21 protein-coding genes are annotated in these 21,801 nt (G+C 62.2%); 15 read left to right on the top strand and 6 right to left on the bottom strand.

The window, feature by feature from the left end; all coding sequences use genetic code 11:
• The first annotated feature begins 8 nt into the window (after positions 1–8).
• From CKO11_RS09315 to CKO11_RS09305, 3 genes are all read left to right on the top strand, one after another.
• A complete protein-coding gene (locus CKO11_RS09315) occupies positions 9–452 on the top strand; it encodes a glycine cleavage system protein H (RefSeq protein WP_223637099.1) in 444 nt (147 codons plus the stop codon).
• Between the two features lie 123 nt (positions 453–575).
• A complete protein-coding gene (gene dsrE2 / locus CKO11_RS09310) occupies positions 576–1,067 on the top strand; it encodes a sulfur carrier protein DsrE2 (protein ID WP_223637096.1) in 492 nt (163 codons plus the stop codon).
• Positions 1,068–1,081: 14 nt separating this feature from the next.
• Complete coding sequence (locus CKO11_RS09305; protein ID WP_223637093.1) at positions 1,082–1,306, top strand: sulfurtransferase TusA family protein; 225 nt, start codon at positions 1,082–1,084, stop codon at positions 1,304–1,306.
• A 71-nt stretch (positions 1,307–1,377) separates the two neighbouring features.
• Here the strand turns inward: CKO11_RS09305 and CKO11_RS09300 are convergent, their stop codons facing one another.
• On the bottom strand, positions 1,378–2,094 hold the full coding sequence (locus CKO11_RS09300; protein ID WP_223637091.1) for a GntR family transcriptional regulator: 717 nt from the start codon (positions 2,092–2,094) through the stop codon (positions 1,378–1,380).
• 95 nt (positions 2,095–2,189) lie between these two features.
• Here CKO11_RS09300 and uxaC point away from each other — a divergent pair, with 95 nt between their 5' ends.
• The 12 genes from uxaC to CKO11_RS09240 all read left to right on the top strand — a co-directional run bounded on the left by uxaC (position 2,190) and on the right by CKO11_RS09240 (position 14,701).
• Entirely contained in the window at positions 2,190–3,596 is a 1,407-nt protein-coding gene (gene uxaC, locus CKO11_RS09295) for a glucuronate isomerase (RefSeq protein WP_223637088.1), read from the top strand.
• Between the two features lie 25 nt (positions 3,597–3,621).
• On the top strand, positions 3,622–4,599 hold the full coding sequence (locus CKO11_RS09290; RefSeq protein WP_223637085.1) for a TRAP transporter substrate-binding protein: 978 nt from the start codon (positions 3,622–3,624) through the stop codon (positions 4,597–4,599).
• Between the two features lie 73 nt (positions 4,600–4,672).
• Positions 4,673–5,221, top strand: coding sequence for a TRAP transporter small permease (locus CKO11_RS09285; protein WP_223637082.1), 549 nt, complete (start codon positions 4,673–4,675; stop codon positions 5,219–5,221).
• 3 nt (positions 5,222–5,224) lie between these two features.
• Positions 5,225–6,505: a TRAP transporter large permease gene (locus tag CKO11_RS09280; RefSeq protein ID WP_223637079.1), complete on the top strand. Its 1,281-nt coding sequence runs from the start codon at positions 5,225–5,227 to the stop codon at positions 6,503–6,505.
• A 10-nt stretch (positions 6,506–6,515) separates the two neighbouring features.
• Positions 6,516–6,824, top strand: coding sequence for a cupin domain-containing protein (locus CKO11_RS09275; protein WP_411742007.1), 309 nt, complete (start codon positions 6,516–6,518; stop codon positions 6,822–6,824).
• Between the two features lie 11 nt (positions 6,825–6,835).
• The gene (gene kduI, locus CKO11_RS09270) at positions 6,836–7,660 is read left to right on the top strand and encodes a 5-dehydro-4-deoxy-D-glucuronate isomerase (protein WP_223637073.1); all 825 of its coding nucleotides are present in this window, start codon (positions 6,836–6,838) and stop codon (positions 7,658–7,660) included.
• Entirely contained in the window at positions 7,657–8,400 is a 744-nt protein-coding gene (gene kduD / locus CKO11_RS09265; protein WP_223637070.1) for a 2-dehydro-3-deoxy-D-gluconate 5-dehydrogenase KduD, read from the top strand. The genes kduI and kduD overlap by 4 nt, the downstream gene beginning before the upstream one ends.
• The gene (locus tag CKO11_RS09260) at positions 8,390–9,823 is read left to right on the top strand and encodes a mannitol dehydrogenase family protein (protein ID WP_411742006.1); all 1,434 of its coding nucleotides are present in this window, start codon (positions 8,390–8,392) and stop codon (positions 9,821–9,823) included. The genes kduD and CKO11_RS09260 overlap by 11 nt, the downstream gene beginning before the upstream one ends.
• Positions 9,823–10,998: a mannonate dehydratase gene (uxuA, locus tag CKO11_RS09255; protein ID WP_223637067.1), complete on the top strand. Its 1,176-nt coding sequence runs from the start codon at positions 9,823–9,825 to the stop codon at positions 10,996–10,998. Before CKO11_RS09260 ends, uxuA begins: the two co-directional genes overlap by 1 nt.
• Positions 10,991–12,508 (top strand): UxaA family hydrolase, encoded by a 1,518-nt coding sequence (locus CKO11_RS09250; RefSeq protein WP_223637064.1) that lies wholly within the window; start codon positions 10,991–10,993, stop codon positions 12,506–12,508. Before uxuA ends, CKO11_RS09250 begins: the two co-directional genes overlap by 8 nt.
• A 7-nt stretch (positions 12,509–12,515) precedes the next feature.
• Positions 12,516–13,382 (top strand): sugar kinase, encoded by an 867-nt coding sequence (locus tag CKO11_RS09245; protein ID WP_223637061.1) that lies wholly within the window; start codon positions 12,516–12,518, stop codon positions 13,380–13,382.
• Positions 13,383–13,525: 143 nt separating this feature from the next.
• On the top strand, positions 13,526–14,701 hold the full coding sequence (locus CKO11_RS09240) for an acyl-CoA dehydrogenase family protein (RefSeq protein WP_223637058.1): 1,176 nt from the start codon (positions 13,526–13,528) through the stop codon (positions 14,699–14,701).
• A 38-nt stretch (positions 14,702–14,739) separates the two neighbouring features.
• Here CKO11_RS09240 and CKO11_RS09235 read toward each other — a convergent pair whose 3' ends face one another.
• From CKO11_RS09235 to CKO11_RS09215, 5 genes are all read right to left on the bottom strand, one after another.
• Positions 14,740–16,563 carry a bifunctional sugar phosphate isomerase/epimerase/4-hydroxyphenylpyruvate dioxygenase family protein gene (locus tag CKO11_RS09235; RefSeq protein ID WP_223637055.1) on the bottom strand — a complete coding sequence of 608 codons (1,824 nt, stop codon included), beginning with the start codon at positions 16,561–16,563 and terminating at the stop codon, positions 14,740–14,742.
• Positions 16,564–16,779: 216 nt separating this feature from the next.
• On the bottom strand, positions 16,780–18,576 hold the full coding sequence (locus CKO11_RS09230) for a thiamine pyrophosphate-binding protein (RefSeq protein ID WP_223637052.1): 1,797 nt from the start codon (positions 18,574–18,576) through the stop codon (positions 16,780–16,782).
• Between the two features lie 2 nt (positions 18,577–18,578).
• Positions 18,579–19,985, bottom strand: a complete 1,407-nt coding sequence (locus CKO11_RS09225; protein WP_223637049.1) for an aldehyde dehydrogenase family protein — start codon at positions 19,983–19,985, stop codon at positions 18,579–18,581.
• A gap of 26 nt (positions 19,986–20,011) precedes the next feature.
• Positions 20,012–20,848, bottom strand: a complete 837-nt coding sequence (locus tag CKO11_RS09220) for a sugar phosphate isomerase/epimerase family protein (RefSeq protein ID WP_223637033.1) — start codon at positions 20,846–20,848, stop codon at positions 20,012–20,014.
• Positions 20,845–21,774 (bottom strand): hydroxymethylglutaryl-CoA lyase, encoded by a 930-nt coding sequence (locus tag CKO11_RS09215; protein WP_223637030.1) that lies wholly within the window; start codon positions 21,772–21,774, stop codon positions 20,845–20,847. The genes CKO11_RS09220 and CKO11_RS09215 overlap by 4 nt, the downstream gene beginning before the upstream one ends.
• Positions 21,775–21,801: the final 27 nt, after the last annotated feature.

The following is a 21,801-nucleotide window of genomic DNA, read 5'->3' as shown; positions in this document are numbered from 1 at the left end:
AGGACGACATGCCCATCGTGCGCGGATGTAACCTGCCCGACGAGCTTTTTTATGATGTGCCCAACAATCTTTGGTATCGTGCCGAGTCCGACGGCACCTATACCGTTGGGATGACGATGATCGCCACGGCTATGGCCGGGGCGCTGGTCGCTTTTACCGCCAAGAAGGTTGGCAAGACGATCGATGCCGGTAAATCGGTGGCGACGGTCGAAAGCGGCAAATGGGTCGGCCCGGCGAAAATCGGGTTCCGCTCGGAAATCGTGGCGATCAACGAAGAGCTGACCGGCAGCCCGAAACTGGCCAATACCGATACCTATGGGGCGGGCTGGATGGTGCGGGTGAAGCCCGAAGATCCGGCCGCTGCGGCGGCGGTTCTGACCCCGGGCAGCGAAGTGGCCGGACCTTATGAGGCCAAGATGGAAGCCGAAAATTTCGCCGGCTGCACGGCCTGATTGACCCAGCTTTTCCTCTCGGGCCCCGCCCGGGAGGATGTGAAACGGGGCAGGGAGGCCCCGACCACTGGCTGACCGTGGCGGCCGGGCTGTGAAGGATTGCCCGGGCTCAAGGGAGGGAGCATGACGGATACAGAAGCGAAATCCATGTCGATCATCGTCACCAAGGGCACGCTCGATTGGGGCTACCCGCCGTTCATTTTGGCCACCACAGCTGCGGCTATGGGGCTAGAGGTGACGATGTTCTTCACCTTTTACGGGCTGACGCTGCTGAAGAAAAAGCCTGATCTGAAGATCAACCCGTTGGGCAATGCGGCGATGGAAATGCCGATGGGTGGCAGGCATATGGCGATGCCCAATATCGTTGCGGCAATGCCCGGTGCCACCGCGCTGACCACCGCGATGATGAAGGACATGCTCAAGAAAAAGGGCGTCGCCTCGATCGAAGAGTTGCGCGAAATGGCGGTCGAGGCCGATGTGAAGATCATCGCCTGCCAAATGACCATGGATTTGTTCGAATACAAGACAAGCGACATGATCGACGGGCTGGAACTGGGCGGCGCGGCCACATGGGTCGATGCCGCGACGCGCTGCGACATCAATCTTTACATCTGAGGAAGGAACAGATGATGGCTGACCAAGTGCTTGATGCAAAGGGACTGAACTGCCCGCTACCGATCCTGCGTGCGAAAAAGGCGATCAAGGAAATGACCGCCGGGCAGGTTTTGGAAATTCAGGCGACCGATCCGGGCGCGGTCAAGGATTTCGAGGCGTTCTGCCGGTCTACCGGTAATGAGATGGTGGATCATCGCGTCGATGGCGGCACCTATGTGTTCAACATCCGGGTCAACTGAGCCTTAGCGAAACAGCACCACCGGCACGCGCGCGCCCTGCATGGGCGGGCGCGGCGCTGGGCACAAACGGTCTAGAAATCGAGGCGCAGATCCGCCGGTTCATCGGCGAAATAGGCGTGGTTTTGTTCCAAGATACGGTCGATCTGTTCCTTGATCCGGCTCAGATGCGCGCGCATCGCCGCGGTGGCGGCGTCGGGGTCGCGGCCCCGCAGCGCGGCCAGAATCGCGACGTGATCTTCCCATGCGGTGCGCGAGGCGAAAGACAGCGACAGCATCCGCACCCGGTCCATATGCCCTTTGTTTTCCGAGATCAGCTCCCACGTGAAGGACAGATTCGCCCGGGCACAGATTTCGCGGTGAAACGCATCGTCAAGCTGATGAAACCCGCCCCGGTCATCGGCCTTGATCGCCACATCCTGCGCCGCGATATTCGCCGCCAGCGCGTCTAGATCGGCCTCGGTCAGGCGCGGCGCGGCGGTGCGGATCGTCTCGACTTCCAGCGCCGTGCGAATGAAGCGCGCCCGCATCACCGCCGCCGCAGAAATCAGCGTGACCGTGGTCGCGCGCTGAGGCCGGATCAGCAAGAACCCCAGCTTTGACAGGCGATAAAACGCATCGCGCACGGGCTGGCGCGATACGCCCATTGCCTTGGCAACCTCCACTTCCGACAGCTTCGCGCCGGGCTTCAATTCAAGCGACAATACCTGCCGGTGCAACTCGGCATACACCTGATCTGCCACGGTCGTCGGCGTAAAATCGAGCTTGGGTAACTGCAATGTGTCGGTCATGTCCATCCTCATTGACGGCGCGGCTATACTAGCATATTAGTTTATCAAGGTGGCGTCGTCCACCGTTGCAATACCAAGAGAATGGGGGAGGAACCATGGCTCTGCTGGACGCTGACCGCCTGTTTCCGGTTGAAGAACGGGTGCGGGGCATGGCCCGGGCGCTTTATGATACCGTCAAGGATGCGCCGATCTTGTCCCCCCATGGGCACACCGATCCCCGTTGGTTTGCCGAAAATGCGGCCTTTCCGGACCCGGCCCAGCTTTTTGTAACGCCCGATCATTACGTGTTTCGGATGCTGCACAGCCAAGGGGTACGGCTGGAAAGTCTGGGCGTGCCGCGCGCCGATGGCGGGCCGGTGGAAACCGATGGCCGCACGGTCTGGCGCCGCTTTGCCGAACACTTTCATCTGCTGCGCGCGACGCCCTCGCGGATCTGGCTCGACCATGCGTTTGAAAATGTCTTCGGTCTGGATCAGCGGCTCAGCGCCGCCACCGCCGACATGTATTACGACCACATCGCCGCGTGCCTCGCCAAGCCCGAGTTTCGTCCGCGCGCGCTGTTCGAGCGGTTCGGGATCGAGGTGATCGCGACCACCGAAAGCCCGCTGGATGATCTTAAATGGCACCGGATGATCCGCGAAAGCGGCTGGACGGGGCGGGTGATCACCGCTTATCGCCCCGATCCGGTGGTCGACCCGGACTTCGGCGGCTTTGTGCAAAACGTCGAACAGTTCTGCGCGCTGGCGGGCGAAGATCCGGGCTCTTATGCGGGCTATCTGGCCGCGCATCGCAACCGGCGCGCCTATTTTAAGCAGTTCGGCGCAACCTCTACCGATCACGGCCACCCCACTGCCACCACTCACAACCTTGGTCCGGCCGAAGCGGCTGCGCTTTACGACCGGGTCATGACGGGGCTGGCCGACACCGCGGAGCGCGAGGCGTTCCGCGGGCAGATGCTGACGGAAATGGCGAAAATGTCGCTTGATGACGGGCTGGTGATGCAAATTCACCCCGGCGCCTTCCGCAACCACTCCGGTCCGGTGCTGGATCGTTTTGGCCGCGACAAGGGCTATGACATCCCAAGCCGCACCGATTACGTCACCGCGCTCAAGCCGCTTCTGGACGCGGTGGGCGAAGAGCCGAACCTGACGGTGATCCTGTTCACGCTGGATGAAACCACCTATGCGCGCGAATTGGCGCCGCTTGCGGGGGTCTATCCCTGCCTGCGGCTGGGGCCGCCGTGGTGGTTCCATGACAGCTATGAGGGCATGTGGCGGTTCCGCCAGATGACCACCGAAACCGCGGGCTTTTACAACACCGTCGGCTTCAACGACGACACCCGTGCCTTTTGCTCGATCCCCGCGCGTCATGATGTGTCGCGCCGGGTCGACTCTGCCTTCCTCGCCACGTTGGTCGCCACCGGGCGGCTGGCGGAGGATGAGGCCTTCGAGGTCGCCCAAGACCTCGCTCACCGGCTTGCACGGCAAGCCTACCGGCTTTGAGCCAACTCATGGGAGGAGAAAAACCATGAAACATCTGACCACCCTTGCGGCGCTGTTGGCGGGCGTGGCGTTCGCGGGCGCGGCAACGGCCTGTGAAACCACGTTCCGTTCGTCGGACACGCATCCGGATGGCTACCCCACCGTGGAAGCGGTGAAATATATGGGGCAGCTTTTGCAAGAGCGCAGCGATGGCCGTCTGTGCATCGAAGTCTATCACTCTGCCCAGCTTGGCGAAGAGAAAGACAGCATCGAACAAACCCAGTTCGGCGTGATCGATATGAACCGCGTCAGCCTTGGGCCGTTCAACAATATCATCGAAGAAACGCAAGTTCCCTCGCTGCCCTATATCTTCCGCTCGGTCGATCACATGCACACGGTGATGGATGGCGAGATTGGCCAACAGATTCTGGATGCTTTCACGCCACATGATCTGATCGGTCTGGCCTTCTATGATGGCGGCTCGCGCAGCTTCTACAACAGCCAAAAACCGATCAAATCGATGGCCGATCTGGAAGGCATGAAGTTCCGCGTCATGCAGTCGGATCTGTTTGTCGATATGGTCAGCGCGGTGGGCGCCAATGCGACGCCGATGCCCTATGGCGAGGTTTATAGCTCGATCCAGACCGGCGTTATTGACGGGGCGGAAAACAACTGGCCGTCCTATGACAGCTCGGGCCATTTTGAGGTCGCCAAATACTACACGCTCGATCAACACCTGATCGTGCCGGAAGTGCTGGTGATGTCGAAAAGGACCTGGGACGGGCTGAGCGCCGAGGACCAAGAGATCGTGCGCCAAGCCGCGCGGGATTCGGTGCCGGAAATGCGCCGCCTTTGGGCCGAGCAAGAAGCCAGATCCGAAGCCAAGCTGGAAGCGGCGGGGGTCGAGGTGGTCACCGATATCGACAAGACCCCGTTCATCGAAGCGATGGAGCCGGTTTACGAAAAATACGTGACCTCTGACGTGCTCAAGGATCTGGTCGCTCGGATCCAAGCGACCGAGTGATCTGACCCATATACGCCGCGCGAGGGGTCGGGCCTTCGCGCGGCGTTTTTCGATGCAGCTCGGGGAGGGGTCGGTGAAGGACTTCATGTTGCAAGTGGCGCGGGTGACCGGATTTCTGGGCAATGTCGCGCTTTGGATTGCCGGAACCGGCGTGGTCGTGATGACGGCGTTCATCGCGATGCAGGTCTTCTTCCGCTACGTTTTGAATTCGTCGCTGCCGTGGACGGAACCGGCCGCAGTGATGATCATGGGGTGGTTCATCTTTCTGGGGGCCGCCGTGGGCATCCGCGAAGGCTATCACCTCAGCTTTGACGTGGTGCTTTATTTCCTGCCGCAAAAGGTGAAGCTCTGGCTTTACACGGTTTCGGATGTGGTGGTGGGCGCCTTTGCCGTGGGCATGGTGAAGTTCGGCTGGGAACTGGCGGAACGCACCGTCCACAACAAGCTGCCCAGCCTTGGGATTTCCGGCGCTTTCGACTTTTTGCCCATCGTCGTGGGCGGTTGCCTGCTGGTGCTGTTTTGCATCGAGCGGATCGCGCGCCGCGCCGCTGGCCTGCCCACCTCGCGCTTCGGGGATGACCACGAAGACGAAACCCCCAAACCCACCGAAGCGGAGGCCTAAGCCATGGAACTGTGGATTCTCTTTGGCACCTTCGTGTCGCTTTTGCTGATCGGCACCCCGGTCGCCTTTTGCCTTGGCGCTGCCTCCTTTGCGACGGTCGTCTATCTGGGTCTGCCGCCGGTGGTGGTGTTCCAGCGGCTGAACTCGGGGGTTTCTGTTTACGCCCTTATGGCCATTCCGTTCTTTATCTATGCGGGCGATCTAATGGTGCGCGGTGATATTGCGCGGCGTCTGGTGGCGCTTGCGGGGGCGCTTGTGGGTCATTTGCGCGGCGGGCTTGGGCAGGTGAACATCATGGCCTCGGTCATGTTTGGCGGCGTCTCTGGTTCTGCCGCGGCGGATGCCTCTGCCGTGGGGGGCCTAATGGTCCCGCAGATGAAGGAACGCGGTTATGGCACCGATTACGCGGTGAACATCACCGTTGTGGCCTCGATCATCGCGCTGATGCTGCCGCCCAGCCACAATATGATCATCTATTCGATCTCGGCGGGGGGCAAAATCTCGATCGCGGATCTGTTCACCGCGGGCATCGTGCCGGGCATCACGCTGGCGCTGTCATTGATGGTGGCGGCCTATTTCGTGGCCAAGAAACGCGGCTATCCGACCGAACCATTCCCCGGATGGCATATGATGGGCCGGATCTTCGCCAATGCGCTGCCCGGTTTGATCTTGGTGGCGATCATCTTTGGCGGGGTGCGCTCGGGTATCTTTACCGCGTCGGAAAGCTCCAACATTGCCGTGGTCTATGCGATCTTTGTGACCGCGCTGGTCTATCGCACACTCAGCTTTTCGGAATTCGTTGCCGCCACCAAAGCGGCGGTGCGCACTACCGCCATGGTGCTGATGGTGATCGGCTGCGCGGCGGCCTTTGGCTGGCTTTTGGCCTTCCTCAAGGTGCCCACGGCACTGGTCAGCGCGCTGCAAGGCTTTTCGGACAACCCGATCGTGATCTTGCTGTTGATCAACGTGGTGTTGCTGATCCTTGGCACGTTCATGGATATGTCGCCGCTGATCGTGATCTGCACGCCGATCTTCTTGCCGGTGGCGCAGGCCTTCGGGATCGACCCGGTGCATTTTGGCGTGATCTTGGTGCTGAACCTTGGGATCGGGCTGTGCACGCCACCGGTGGGGGCGGTGCTGTTTGTCGGCTGCGCGGTGGGGCGCGTTTCGATCTGGTCGGTGATCCGTTCGATCTGGCCCTTCTATATCGCCGCTTTCGGCACGTTGATGCTGGTGACGTATGTCCCCGCCCTGTCGTTGTGGCTGCCCAGCGTATTCCACTAAGGAGGGGATGATGCAAAGCTATCCCGTTGTTGCAACCGGACCTGGCGCCACGCGCCAGGTGCTGACCGAAACGCCCGATCTGATGGTGGTGCGTTTCACCTTCGAGGCGGGGGGCGAGGGGCTTTTGCATTCCCACCCCCATGTCCAGACCACCTATTGCCAATCGGGCCGGTTCCGCTTCGAGCTGGCCGGAGAACGGTTCGAGGTGGGCCCGGGCGATGCCTTTTCAATCCCCTCGGGCGCGGTGCATGGCTGCCTGTGCCTTGAGCCGGGGGTGCTGATCGACAGCTTCGCCCCCCGCCGCGACGATTTTCTGTGAAAGGAGAGACCATGCTTCGTGTCGAAACCCGCCACGCCGTGCATCAAGACCACGCGAAAACCCTCGATACTGCGGGGCTGCGGCAGCATTTCCTTGCAGAAAACCTGTTTGAGACGGGCGAAATCCGCCTTGTCTATACCCATTACGACCGGTTCGTTCTGGGCGGCGCGGTGCCCGGCGCGGGCACGCTGACGCTGGATAAGGTCGACGAAACGCGCACGCCCTCGTTTCTGGATCGGCGCGAAATGGGCATCGTCAATATTGGCGAGACCGGCACCGTGACGGCGGCGGGCGAAAGCTACACGATGGCGCGTGGCGACGTGCTCTATCTGGGCATGGGCACTGGCCCGGTCAGTTTCGCGGGGGCGGGGCGGTTTTACATCACCTCGGCGCCCGCGCATCGCACCTGCCCCTCGCGGCTGATCCGGCTCGCGGATGCCAAAGAACTGCGGCTGGGCGATACGGCCACCGCCAACAAGCGGGTCATCAACCAGTTCATCCATCCGCTGGTGATGGAAAGCTGCCAATTGGTGCTGGGCTATACCACGCTTTTGGATGGCTCTGTGTGGAACACCATGCCTGCGCACCTGCATGACCGCCGGATGGAGGCCTATCTTTACTGGAACATGGATGACAGCGCCCGGGTGATGCATCTGATGGGCGAACCCACCGAAACCCGGCATTTGTTCGTGGGCAATGAAGAGGCGGCGATCTCGCCGCCGTGGTCGATCCATGCGGGCGCGGGCACCGGGCCTTACACGTTCATCTGGGCGATGGCGGGCGACAATGTCGATTACACCGACATGGACTTTATTCAGCCGGAGGCGTTGCGGTGAGCCCGTTTTCCCTGACCGGGCGGCGCGCGCTGGTGACCGGGGCCAATACCGGCATCGGGCAGGCGATTGCGGTGTCTTTGGCCGCACAAGGCGCGCGGGTCACCTGTGCGGGCCGGCGCGACTGTGATGAAACGCTGACCCGGATCGCCGAAGCGGGCGGGCAGGGCGATTTTCTGGCGCTCGATTTTGCCGATCCGATGGCGGGCCAAGGCGTGTTCGACGGGCAGGGCTATTCGATCTTGGTCAATAATGCCGGGATCATCCGCCGTGACGACAGCCTGTCCTTCACCGAAGCCGATTGGGACGCGGTGATGGATGTCAACCTAAAGGCGGTTTTCTTTACGACCCAAGCCTTTGCCGAGGCCGCGCTGGCGCAAGACACGCTGCCTGCCGCGGTGGTCAATATCGCGTCCCTGCTCAGCTTTCAGGGCGGCATTCGTGTGCCGTCTTACACCGCGTCAAAACATGGCGTGGCGGGGCTGACCAAGATCTTGGCCAATGAATGGGCGGCCAAGGGGATCAACGTCAACGCCATCGCCCCGGGCTATATCGCCACCAACAACACCGAGGCGTTGCGCGCCGATCCGGTGCGCAACAAGGCGATCTTGGAGCGTATTCCCGCAGGCCGTTGGGGCGCGCCCGAAGATATCGGCGGCACGGCCGCTTTCCTGTGTTCTGCCGCCGCGCGTTACATCCATGGCGCGGTGCTTAATGTCGATGGAGGCTGGCTTGCCCGCTGACACTGCCCCCCGCCTTGACCGTGTTGCCCCCGCGCCCAAGGTCGGCATCGTCCACCTTGGCCTTGGGGCCTTTTTCCGTGCCCATGGCGCGATTTTCACCGAAGAGGCGATTGCGGCCTCGGGTGGGGAGTGGGGCATTCTGGGCGTGTCGTTGCAAAGCGCGGGCACGCGCGATGCGCTGGCCCCGCAAGGCGGCAGCTATATCGCGCTGGAACTTGCGCCCGAGGGCGTGAAACCGCATGCGGTGCAGGTGATTGCCGGCGTGCTGGTCGCGCCCGAAGACCCAGAGGCCGTGTTGACGGCGATGGCCGATCCTGCGGTGCAGATCGTTTCGCTGACGGTTACGGAAAAGGGCTATTGCCATGAACCCTCGACCGGCGCGCTCAACCTGACCCATCCCGATATCGTGCATGACATTGCGCAGGCGCTGCCACGCTCTGCGCCGGGCTATATTGTGCGCGCGCTGCAACGGCGCAAGGCGGCGGGCGTCGCACCCTTTACCGCGATGACCTGTGACAACCTTCCTCATAACGGCAAGGTGCTGCGCGGCGTGGTGCTGGCTTTGGCGCGCGAAATCGATCCGGCCTTGGCCGATTGGATCGCGGAAAAGGGGCGTTTCCCGGCCACGATGGTGGATCGGATCGTGCCCGCCACCAAGCCCGAGGACATTGCGCAGGTCGAAGCGCTGACGGGTTGCCATGATGCGGCGCCCGTAATGCATGAGCCGTTCCGCCAATGGGTGATCGAAGACAGTTTCGTGAATGGTGCGCGGCCCGATTGGGGCGCGGTCGGCGCGCAAATGGTGGCCGATGTCACGCCCTATGAGCATATGAAACTGCGCATGCTCAACGGCACGCATTCCGCGCTTGCCTATCTTGGGTATCTGGCGGGCCATGAGACAATTGCCGACACGATGGCCGATCCGGTTTTTGCGCGTTTTGTGAAAAAACTCTGGGCCGATGAAATCATTCCCGCGCTGACCCCGCCCCCCGGCGAAAGCCTTGCCGCCTATGCCGAGGCTTTGGCCGCGCGCTACGCAAACCCCGCGATCCGGCACCGCACGTGGCAGATTGCGATGGATGGCAGCCAAAAATTACCGCAGCGCATTCTGGGCACCTTGGCCGAGACTTTTGCGGCGGGCCGAACGGCGCCGGGGCTTGTGCTCGCGGTGGCGGCTTGGATGCGCTACGTCGGCGGCACCGATGAAACCGGCGCGCCGATCGAGGTGAAAGACCCGCTGGCCGCGCGGTTGCGCGCGCTGTCCGACGGGGCCGATACGCCCGAAGGCAAGGTCGCCGCGCTTTTGGGTCTGCGCGATGTGTTTTCGGCCGAAATGGCCGCGCTGCTGCAAGCGCCCGTGACCGAAGCCTATGGCCGGTTGGTGGATCTGGGTGCGCGCAAGGCCGTTGAGGAGGTGGTGTGATGCAAGAATGTTGGCGCTGGTATGGCCCCGAATTTGATCGCATCACCTTGCCCGAAATCGCCCAGACGGGCGCCACCGGGATCGTGCATGCGCTTCATGAAATCCCCTATGGCGAGGTCTGGCCGCGCGCGGCGATTGCGGCGCGCAAGGGCGAGATCGAGCAGGCCGGGTTTCGCTGGTCGGTGGTGGAAAGCCTGCCGGTGCATGAGCGCATCAAGCGCGACGACGGCGATTTGACCACGCTTTTTGCCAATTACCGGCAGTCGATGGCCAATCTGGCGGCAGAGGGGATCAAAACGATCTGCTACAACTTCATGCCCGTGCTGGATTGGACGCGGACCGATCTGCAAGCCCCCGTCGCGCGCGGCGGCACCTGCTTGCGGTTCGAAGCCTATCGGATGGCCGCGTTTGAGATCCATATGCTGGGCCGTGACGGGGCCGAGGCGGATTATGCGCCCGAGGTGCGTGCCCGTGCCGCCGCGTGGTATCAAGGCGCGACCGAGGCGGATCGCAACGCTCTGTTGCACGCGATCATGTCGGGGCTTCCCGGCGCGTTTGATCGTTATGATATTGCGGGGCTGCGCGATCAACTGGCGCTTTATGAGGGGATTGGGCGCGCCGAAATTCGGCGCAATTATAAACGCTTCCTCGAAGAGGTGATCCCGACGGCCGAAGAACTGGGGATGCGCCTTTGCGTGCACCCCGATGATCCGCCGCGCGATATTTTGGGCCTGCCGCGTGTGGTCTCGAATGCCGAAGACATTGCTTGGATCTTGCAGGCGGTCGAAAGCGTGGCGAACGGGTTGACGCTGTGCACCGGCTCGCTGGGGGCGAACCCGGCCAATGATCCGGCGGCGATTGCCGCGCGCTTTGCCCCGCGCATTCACTTTGCCCATCTGCGCAATGTGAAGAAAGACCCCGATGGCAGCTTTGAAGAAGCGCCGCATCTGGGGGGCGATACCGATATGGTCGCCGTGGTGAAGGCGCTTTTGGCCGAAGAGGCGCGCCGCGTGACCGAGGGGCGGGCCGATGCGGTCATTCCGATGCGTCCCGATCATGGGCATGAACTGTTGGCCGACATCGGGCGCGGCACCTTCCCGGGCTATCCGCTTATTGGGCGGATGCGCGGCTTGGCCGAATTGCGCGGTGTGATGGCAGCGGTGGCGCATGGCTGAGGTGCTGATCCTCAACCCCGCCGATACGGTGGCGGTGCTGACGGCCCGCGCCGCGGCAGGGGCCGATCCGCTGGATCTTGGCGCGCCGCTGCCTGCGCCGCTTTCCGCTGGGCACAAGATCGCGCGGGTGGCGATGGCGCCGGGGACGCCGGTGGTGAAGTTTGGCCAGATCATCGGTCTGGCCACCGAAACCATTGCGGCAGGCGCGCATGTCCACAGCCACAATTGCGCCTTTAGCGATCATGATCGCGGCTATGCGGTGGGGGCGGATTTGGCGCAGGCCGAGGCCGCCGTTCCGGCAATGGCGCCGCGCAGCTTCATGGGCTATCTGCGCGGCGATGGCCGCGTGGGCACGCGCAATATGGTGGCGCTGTGTGCGACGGTGAATTGCTCGGCAACGGTCATTCGTCACGCGGCGCAAGAACTGATGGCCGAAGGCGCGTTGACAGATTTTCCCAATGTCGATGGGATTGCCGCTTTCGCCCATGGCACCGGCTGCGGCATGGCTGCGGCCGGGCGCGGGGCAGATAACCTGGAGCGTGTGCTTTGGGGCACCGCCACCCACCCCAATGTGGGCGCCACGATCTTTGTGGGGCTTGGCTGTGAGGTGATGCAGCTTGCCCGGATGCAGGCACGGTTTGGCGATGCGGGGGCCGAGCGGTTTCACGGGTTGACGATCCAAGAAATGGGCGGCACCCGCGCCACGATTGAGAAGATCAAGGCCGAGGTGCGCCGCTTGCTGCCGCAGGTAAATGCCATAACCCGCCAGCCTTGCCCGGTTTCCGCCCTGACGATTGGGCTGCAATGCGGCGGGTCAGATGGCTTCTCGGGCATCACCGCGAACCCGGCGCTGGGCGTGGCATCCGACATGATCGTGGCGCAGGGCGGCACGGTGATCTTGTCCGAAACGCCAGAAATTCACGGTGCTGAACAGCTTTTGCTGCGCCGCACCACGGCGGACGTTGCCGAAAAACTCACTTCCTGCCTTGCGTGGTGGGAAGATTATGCCGCCCAAGGTGGTGGTTCGATGGACAACAATCCTTCGCCGGGCAACAAGCAAGGCGGCATCACCACGATCTTGGAAAAGTCGCTTGGCGCGGTCGCCAAGGCGGGGTCGACGCCGCTGCGCGCTTATTATGACTATGCGGAACAGGTCACGGCCAAAGGCCTCGTTTACATGGATACGCCCGGTTATGACCCGGTTTCGGCCACGGGGCAGATCGCGGGGGGCGCGCAACTGGTGGTCTTTACCACCGGGCGCGGTTCGGCCTTTGGCTCCAAACCGGCCCCAACGATCAAGATTGCCACCTCGGACCGGCTGTTTGACGCGATGCCCGAGGATATGGATCTGAATGCGGGCGATGTGCTTTCGGGCGTCAGCTTGGCCGAGAAGGGTGCGCAGATATTCGAAGAAATCCTGCGCGTGGCTTCGGGCGCAGTGACGAAATCCGAGGCGCAAGGCCTTGGCGATAATGAATTCCTGCCGTGGCAGGTTGGCGCGGTGATGTGAGGATGCGATGAAGATTGCCTGTGTCGGCGAAGCGATGATCGAGCTGAACCCGGATCGTGCGGGCGCGCAGATCGGCTATGCGGGCGATACGCTCAATACCGCGATCTATCTGGCGCGCGGCTTTCCCGGCGCGCAGGTCGACTATGTCACCGTCTTGGGACGTGATGCGATGTCGGCCCGGATGGAGGCCTATTTCCGCGCAGAGGGGGTGGGAACCGATCGCATCACCCACCACCCTGACCGGCTGCCCGGCATCTATGCGATTGCCACCGATGCGGCGGGCGAACGCTCTTTCAGCTATTGGCGCAACCAATCGGCAGCGCGCACCCTGTTTGAAGATGGATTTGACCAGCTTGAGGGGGTGGACGTGATCTATTTCAGCGCGATCAGCCTTGCGATCTTGCCGCCCGCTGTGCGGGCGCGGTTGATCGATCATCTGGCCGCGCATCCCGCGATGGTGGTGTTTGACAGCAATTATCGCCCCCGGCTGTGGGAAGACGTTGCCACCGCGCGCAGCGCGATTGCCGCCGCGTGGTCGGTGACCGATATTGCCTTGCCCTCGGTCGATGATGAAATGGCGCTGGGCGAGGAAACCGATCCGGCGCAGGTTCTTTCCCGGTTCCGCGCGGCGGGGTTTGCCAAAGGCGCGCTGAAATGCGGGGCGGCGGGGGCGCTGCCTTTTGATGCCAGCATAGCCGTGCCCGCCTATGCGCCTGCGCCGCGCGTGGTCGACACCACTGCGGCGGGCGACAGTTTCAACGGCGCCTATCTGGCGGCGGTTTTGCAAGGCGCCTCGGAGACCGAAGCATTGGGGCGTGCCCATCTACAGGCTTGCGCTGTGATCGCCCAGCCGGGCGCGATCATCCCGCGCTAGTGCGGGTTTTGATGCATCATTTCGGCGGATGATGCGTTTTCCATGGCTTGCGGCGTGCATCGCTGCGCTTGTGCGGGGCGTTGTGCTGGACCGTTGCGACGCGGTTTTCTACGCAGGGGCAGCTTTCCAGCCCAGAGGATGATATGGATCTGACCCTTTCCCACGAGCAGCAACTTCTTGTGCAAACGGTGCGCGATTTCATCGCCGAGGAACTCGCGCCGCTGGAAAACGAGGTCGAGGAAAGCGGCGCATTGGCGCAAGAACATGCCGACCGGATTTTTGCAAAAAGCCGTGACCTGGGCCTTTATGCGATGAACATTCCCGAGGAATTCGGCGGCGGCGGCTTGTCGGCTTTTGACACGATGCTGGTCGAAGAACAGTTCGGCCGCACCTCCGATATCTTGATCCGCCGGGCCTTTGGCAATGTCTATGAGGTGCTTTTGGCCTGCGAAGGCGCGCAGGTGGATCGCTGGCTGACCCCTGCCGTGCGCGGCGAGCGGGTCTGTTCCATTGCCATCACCGAGCCCGGCGCGGGCTCCGACGCTGCCTCGATCCGCACCAAAGCGGTCGAAGATGGGCAGGGCGGCTGGCGCCTTTCGGGCAGCAAGCATTTCATTTCCGATGGGCTTGTGTCGGATTTCTTCGTCGTGTCGGCGGTGACGGACCCGGACAAGGGCGCAAAGGGTATTTCCTTGTTTTTGGTCGATAAAGGCGCGCCGGGGCTGACCATCGGGCGCGACCAGCCGATGATGGGGCTGCGCGGCACCTCGCATGTGGAACTGCATTTCGACGACGTGCCGCTGAAACCCATTCACATGCTGGGCGCGCGCGGCATGGGGTTCCGTATGGCCTTGGGCGTGCTGGGCCGGGTGCGGCTGGCGCAAGTGGGCGCGCGCTCTATCGGCAAAGCCACCAAAGTGCTGGATCTGATGATCGATTATGCCCGCGAGCGGAAGCAATTCGGCCAAGCCATTGGCGAGTTTCAACTGGTGGCGCAGATGCTGGCCGACAGCGCGATGGAGATCAACGCCGCACGGCTGGCGCTGTGGCAAACCGCGTTGGAAATCGATGCGGGCAAGGACCCGCGCACCCGCATCAGCCTTGTGAAGGTGCAGGCCGCCGAAACCCTGGGCCGGGTCGTTGACCGCGCGGTGCAGGTCTTTGGCGGTATGGGCTTTTGCAAAGACCTGCCGATTGAACGCTATTACCGCGATGCCCGCATCTACCGGATTTTCGATGGCACGTCGGAAATTCACCGCACCGTCATGGGGCGGTCTTTGATGAAGGGCGAGCCGGGCCTGTATGACCCGTTCGCATGATGCATCATCTTTGCTGAAATCAGATCAGGCGCTGCGCTTCACAGCAGGTTCAGCGCCTCTTCGGCCTCGATCTCGCGCAATTGGGCAAGCATCCGCACCGGCGCATTGGCCGCGCCCATGCCGGTATAGCCGCGCCGCTCCACCACCTCAAAGAAGAAGCCGTTGATCGCACGGGTATAAAGCTGCAGATAGGTGCCCTTTTCGTCGCGGTCATACATTAGATTGCCCTCGCGCAGACGGGCGATGAAATCGGGGGCCAGATCGAAGCGCAGTGCCAGATCTTCATAGTAATTTGCGGGCACGGTTAAAACGTCTTGCGGCGCCATCCGCGCGGCAAGGCCGAAAATATCGTCGCTCGCCAAGGCAATGTGATGCACCGGGGCGAAGCCAGATTTGCCCAAGAAACGCTGCGTCGTGGTGCCCGCGCCGAAGCTTGCATTCAACGACAGCCGGAAGGCGGCATCATCGCTGACCAGCGTGCGCGAATGCACCGTGCCATGCGGGTCCAGCACGTCGCGCAGTTCATGCGCGCGCAGATCGAAGGTGGCGCGGTAGAACAAAAGCCCCGACAAGAACAGGTTCGGTTGCAGCGCTTGCGCGACATGGTCGATATGGGTCAGCCCGGTGCCGGGCGCCGCGCCGGTTGCGGAAAAGTCCGCCCCGGGGGTGTAGGCCCCGGGCTGCAAGAACAGCACCGACCCGCCCGGGCCGCGCAGCCGCGCCAGCCCATAGGGTTCGGCCAAATCCACCGCCTCGCCGTGAAACAGCCCGATCCGGTCCAGCATGAGCGGCATGTCATCCACCACCAACCCGATGCCCGAGACTGAGGCCCCCTGCACCAGATAGATCGAATGGGCGAGCCCCTGCGTGGTCGTGTTCAGCGCCAGCGTGATTTGCCCCTGTTGCCACAGGCTGATTGCGCCGTTTTCATGCGTTTTGGCAAAGCCAAGCGCGGTGAACAGGCGGATGAAATCCTCTGCATCCTCGCCCTGCGCGGTGAATTCGATCAACCCCGGCGCGCGCACATCCGAGCGCGGATTGGCGGCGCGGGCATGGGTTTCTTCCAACAAATGAAAGGCGCGCATCGCATCTTCGGCAATCCGCGTGGCGGGTAGCGACCGGATTTGATCGTTGAAAGTTTCAATCGACAGCGGCCCCTCAAAGCCTTGCACGATCAGTTGGCTGTAAAGCGCGGCGACGGGCAGCGAGCCTTGCCCCGGAAACAGCCGGAACGAGGCCGCAATCAGCGCCGGATCGATGCGGGTGGTGGGCGTATCCGCCAGATGGACAAGGAAAATATCACCCGGTTCGATCTCACGCAGAGTGGCGAGCGCATCTTCCAAAGACCCGCTGGCCGAGGCGAATAGATGCACGGTCCCGATCACAAGGCCGAAATTTTTCCGCCCGACGGCCTTTACCGCCGCATGGGCCGCCGCGACGGACGTGATATGGCGCGACGAGGCAAGCGCCTCATAGCCCACCTTCAGCCCGCGTGCCGCCGCCATATCGGCCAACAAACGCAAATCTTCCAAGGCCCCTTCAGCGCTGCTGTCGGGCCGGGTATTGGCGCACAGGATCAGCATTTCCGCACCGATCCGCTGGGCCAGTTCCAGAAACTTTTCCGCGCGCGCCAGCGCTTCAATCCGGGCGGGGCCGGTCAACCCCTCGAAGTCCCGCAGGCTTTGCAGCGAGAGAACCCGGATCCCGGCTTCGCGCGCGAAATCGCCAATATCGTCGGGGGTGCCATCAAAGCCGATGATATCTTCGCGGAAGATTTCAATCGCCGTAAAGCCGTTGTCGGCAGCGGCGGTGATCTTGTCTTCAAGTTGGCCGGAGAAAGAGATCGAGGAAATCGCGCGCATCAGGGCCTCCGGGCGGTGCAGCGGGCTGCAAGCGGTTGTTATTCTTGATCTGGGGAGCGGGACGCTCCGATAGGGGCAGTTTAGTCGAAGCCGGGCGGCAGGTGCAAACCGCAAATGGGGAGGAAGTGGTTTGCCCTGCCGCCCGTCTTTTCCCTGCCCGTTGGCCCACGGGGCAGGGGGCCGAGCCGCCGGGGTAGGGGCGGCCCGGGGTCTGATTTAGTCGGTGGTCACGTGACCCACGCCGCCCTCGGGCGAGTAGATGTCCAAAATGTTCCAATGCCCCGAGGTGGGCGTGGGGTTGTTGATCATCGCCACATCAATCACCGTGGGCTTGCCCGAGGCAATCGCCGCTTCCAGCGCCGGTTTGAAGTCGGCGGCCGAGGCCACGCGCACCCCGTCCACGCCATAGGCACGCGCGATCGCGGCGTAATCGGGCGTTTGCTCCAGCGGGCTTTCGGCCTTTTGGAAAGTGGTGCCGTAGGTCAGGTCATAATGCGCCTTTTGCAGCCCCGCGATGGTGCCAAAGGCATTGTTGTTCATCACCACCCAAATCACGGCCAGCCCTTCGGCGGCGGCGGTCGCCAGCACGGCGGGGTTTTGGCCAAAGCCGCCATCTCCCACAAGCGAGATCACCACGCGATCAGGGGCCGCCACTTTGGCGCCCACGGCGGCGGGCGGGCCAAAGCCCATCGTCGCAAAGCCACCCGGGATCAGGATCGAGCCGGGGGTGTAGATGTCAAACTGCTGCGCGACGCCGTTTTTGTTCCAGCCCACATCCGAGGTCAGGATTGCGTCGCGCGGCATGGCTGCGCGCAGGTCGGCCAAGATGCGCTCGGGCATCATCGGGAAGGCGTCTGAGGTCTGCATCGCTGTGTTTGAGGCTTTGAACTCGGCGCGGAACTTCGCGATTTCAGCCACCAGTTCGGGGCGCTGCACGCCTTCGGGGCACATTTCTTTGGCCACCCGCACCAGCACTTTCAGCGCTGCTTTCAAGTCCGCCACCGCGCCAATCTCGACAGGGTAGTTGCGCCCGATTTCCTGCGGCTCAATATCGATATGGATCAGGCTGGTTTTGCCCGGCCCAATGTCGAACGTATATTCGGGATACCACGATGAGCTATCGGCTTCCTTGAAGCGGCTGCCAAGCGCCAAGAGCCAATCCGCCCCAAGCGTTTGCGCATTGGTGAAGGTGGTGCCCCAAAAGCCGGTCATCCCCAGCACCAGCGGATGATCATCGGGCAGGCAGCCTTTGCCCATCAGCGAATGGGCGACGGGCAGTTGCAGATGATCGACCAGCGCTTTCAGCTCATCCCACGCTTTCGCCAGCGCGACGCCGCCGCCCGCGTAGATCACCGGGCGTTCTGCGGAAAGCAGTTTGCCGACAATCTCCCGCGCGGTTTCGTCATCGAGCGAGGGTTTGCGCAGGTCTTTGGTATTGGCCGAAAGTCGATCCCAAAGCGCATTCGGAACCTGTGCCGAGAAGTAATCCATCGGCACGTTCACAAGCACCGGGCCGGGCTGACCCGATTCCGCCAAAGCGAAGGCTTTTTCCATGATTTCGGGCAGCAGTTCGGGGGTGTCGACCCGCCAAGCGCGCTTCACGAAGGGGCGGTAGATCTCATACTGGCTGCCATCGGCGTGCAGGTTCACCTCTTGGTGCGGGTGTTTGCCGTAGTAGTAAGACGGGATATCCCCGGCGATCACCACCATAGGAATGCAATCAAGCGCGGCATTCGCCACCCCGGTGGCCGCATTGGTCAGGCCCGGCGACAGGTGGCTGAGAACGACCGCGGCTTTGCCGGTCACCCGCGCGTAACCATCGGCGGCGTGCGACGCGATTTGCTCATGGCGCACATTCACAAACTCAATGCCGCTTTCCGACATCGCCGCCAAAACGGCGATGTTGGTGTGCCCGCACAAGCCAAAGACGTGTTTCACGCCCCGGCCTTCAAGGTAGCGGCAAAGCTGGTTCGAGATCAGGTCTTTGCCCGGTTCGATATGTGTCGTGACCATTCTTACATGACCTCGGTGTTGTAGAATTCGCCGAACAGTTCTTCGTCCGAAGGACGATCCATCGGGATCGGGCGCGCGACCCAAGTCACGTTCATATAGTGCTTAAGGCTGACGTTTTCGTTGGTGATGTTGCCGCCCCAGATGCCGCAACCCAGCGAAGAGGTCATCGGCATGCCGTTTTCAAAGGAGCCCGCATTGGCCTTGGATTGCGGCTGGCGCACCATCACGCGGGAAACCGGCGCGTTTTCGGCGTGGCGCAGGATATGCTCTTCGTTGAAGGAATAGATCCCGCAGCTATGGCCTTTGCCGCCCACCTCATAAATCGCGCGGACTTTGGCCAGCGCATCGTCAAAATCGGCGGCTTTATAAAGCGCCATGGTGACCGATAGCTTCTCGCCCGAGAATTTATGCTCTTTGCCGATCTCGTCTTGTTCGACCATCAAGAACTTGCGGTCATCGGGGATGGTGAAACCCGCAAATTCGGCGATCCGCTGCGCGGCAATCGCCACGGTTTCAATGCGGCGGGAGCCGTCTTCTTTCCACAGCGCCTTTGCCAAAAGCTCTTTTTCTTCGGCGTTGCACAGATAGCCGCCCTCGCGGATCAGCGCCGCTTTCATCGCGTCATACACGGCGGAATGGATGACCAAGTTGCCATCGGCCGAGCAGCCCGAGCCGAAATCCGAGGTTTTCGAGATGCGCGAGTTCATCGCCGCTTCATCAATATCGGCATCGGCATCAATCACCATCGTCGCATTGCCCGCGCCCACGCCGTAAGCCGGTTTGCCCGAGGAATAGGCCGCCTGCACCATCGGCTTGCCGCCCGTCGCCATCGTCAGATCGCAATGGGCCATCAGGTAATCGGTCATCGGGATCGAGGGGTTCTCGACACATTGGAAAATGTCGCGCGGCGCGCCCAGTTTGGCGAGCGTTTCACGCATCACACGCACCATCTCAAAGGTGGTTTTCTTGGCCCGCGGGTGGGGCGAAAAGATCACCGCATCTTTGCATTTGATGGCGTAGATGCCGGTCACCGGGGGGGTAAGCTCGGGGTTGGTGGTCGGGATAAGCGAGGCGATGACGCCGGCGGGCTTGGCGATCTTGGTCAGGCCTTTGGCGGTGTCTTCTTCGATCACGCCAACCGATTTGCCACGCAAAGCATCGCGCAACACGCCCAAGATTTTGAAGCGTTTGCCCGCGCGGCCCGCACGGTCGCCAATGCCGCTTTCATCCACGCCCATCTGGGCAATGCGCAAGAAGGTGGTTTCGTTGCCGCAGTTCCAGCCAAGCGCACGGGCCAGACGGTCCACCTGCTCTTGATCGTAGTCTTTGATTTCTTCCATCGCGGCACGCGCGCGGGCGATCATCGCATCGGCGGTCGCCATTTCTTCTTGGGTGAGTTCACGGGCCATATCGGGTCTCCTGAGTGGCTGGGCGCTCAAGCGGCGCTGACGGTGGCGGTTTCGCCATCGTCGAAAAAGCGTTTCGCGGCCATAAGCGCGCGGCGGGCGTGTTCGGTGGGGCCAAGAACCGCCATGCGCTCGGCATTGGGCAGTTCGATGGCAATATCGGCCTCGGGGAAGGTGGCGGCGATCATCGCGAAAGGAATGACCCCTTCGCCCGGATAAAGCCGCGCGTCGCGGGCAATATGGATCATCTCGGCCTTGGAAAAGGCCATGTGATGGGTGTCGTTCACATGCAGGAAGTTGACCCATTTCTTCGGCACGCGGGCAAGGTCTGCCAGCTTGCCGCCGGTGAAATAGTGATAAAGCGTGTCGATCAAGAGGCCTTGGTTCGGCGCGCGGGTCAGTGTCAGCACCTCTTGCGCATCTTCAATGCAGCACAGCCGCGAAAAGGCCGGATATTCAAGGTTCACCGTCAGCCCATATTGCGCGCCAAGGGCACAGATTTCACCGAAGCGTTCCACGATAAAGGGCAGGTCGTTGCGCACATCCGTCCAAGCCGAGGAAATGGCCTGCGTGCAGCCCAATTCGGCGGCGGCGGCAAAGGCGCGCTCATAGTCAGCGGCGGGCGTTTCGCGCAGGATGCGCGCCAATTCCACATCATAGGCTTTCAGCCCGCGCGCAGTCAGTTCCGCCTTGGTTTCACGGATCATTTGTGCGTCGCAGGGGTCGCAATCGGGCTCGCCCGCCACGCCCATGTGAATGAGCCGGAAGCTTGCCGCATCATAGCCCGCATCGGCGGCCACAGTGACAAGTTCGCGCGGGGTCAGGCCGGGAACCGTCAAATATTCAAGGGCATAAAGGCGGCTCATGCGGCATTCTCCTGCGCTTCACCGGGTTGGAAAATATGGCCCATGCGTCCGGGCAGGGGGCGCTCTAGCTGCGCTTCGGCGCGGGCGACGGCACCGCGCAAGGCGCGCCAGTTGATGCCGCTTTCAAAGCCCATTTCTTCAAGCGCAAAGGCCACATCTTCGGTGGAAATGTTACCTGCGGCTTTCGGGATGAACGGGCAGCCGCCAAGGCCGCCAAGCGCGGTGTCAAAGACCCGCACGCCCGCTTGCAGGCCCGCCAGCATATTCGCCATGCCCAGCCCGCGCGTGTCATGCAAATGCAGCGACAGCGCCACCTCGGGCGCAATCGCGTCACGCACCCGCGCGCACAGATCGGCCACCTGCACCGGATTGGCGAGCCCCGCCGTATCGGCCAAGTTGATCTCATCCACCCCAAGGGCGGACCATTGCTTGGCAATGGATACCACCACCGCGGGGTCGATCTTGCCTTCAAAGCCGCAGCCAAGCGCGGACTGAATGCCCGCGCGCACGGCAATGCCATCGGCCAACGCGGCTTCAATTACCGTGGCCATCGCGGCGCGGCCTTCATCAATGCTGCGGTTGGTGTTCTTGCGGCTATGCGTTTCCGACGCGGAAACCGACAGCGACAGATGCTTCAGCCCCACCGCCTGCGCGCGCTTGAGCCCCGCGCCGTTCAGCACCAGCGCGGTATAGGTCACGCCTTCGGCTTCGGGCAGCGCGGCGCACAGTTCATCGGTGTTGGCCATCGTGGGCACCCATTTCGGATGCACAAAGCTGCCCACCTGAATGCGCTTTACCCCGGCGGCAATCAGGTCTTGCACATAGGCCAGCTTTTCCGCGACCGAGAAAACGCGCGTCTCGTTTTGCAAGCCGTCGCGCAGAAATTCGTCTTCGATCAGCACCGCTTTGGATAAGGTCATGGTCATTCCCGCTCCCATTCGGGTTGGCGTGAC

This window comes from Rhodobacter sp. TJ_12, from assembly GCF_020023995.1.
Lineage (GTDB): Bacteria > Pseudomonadota > Alphaproteobacteria > Rhodobacterales > Rhodobacteraceae > Rhodobacter.
The sequence above is the reverse complement of the archived record's forward strand: the minus strand, read 5'-3'. Positions and strand labels throughout refer to the sequence as shown.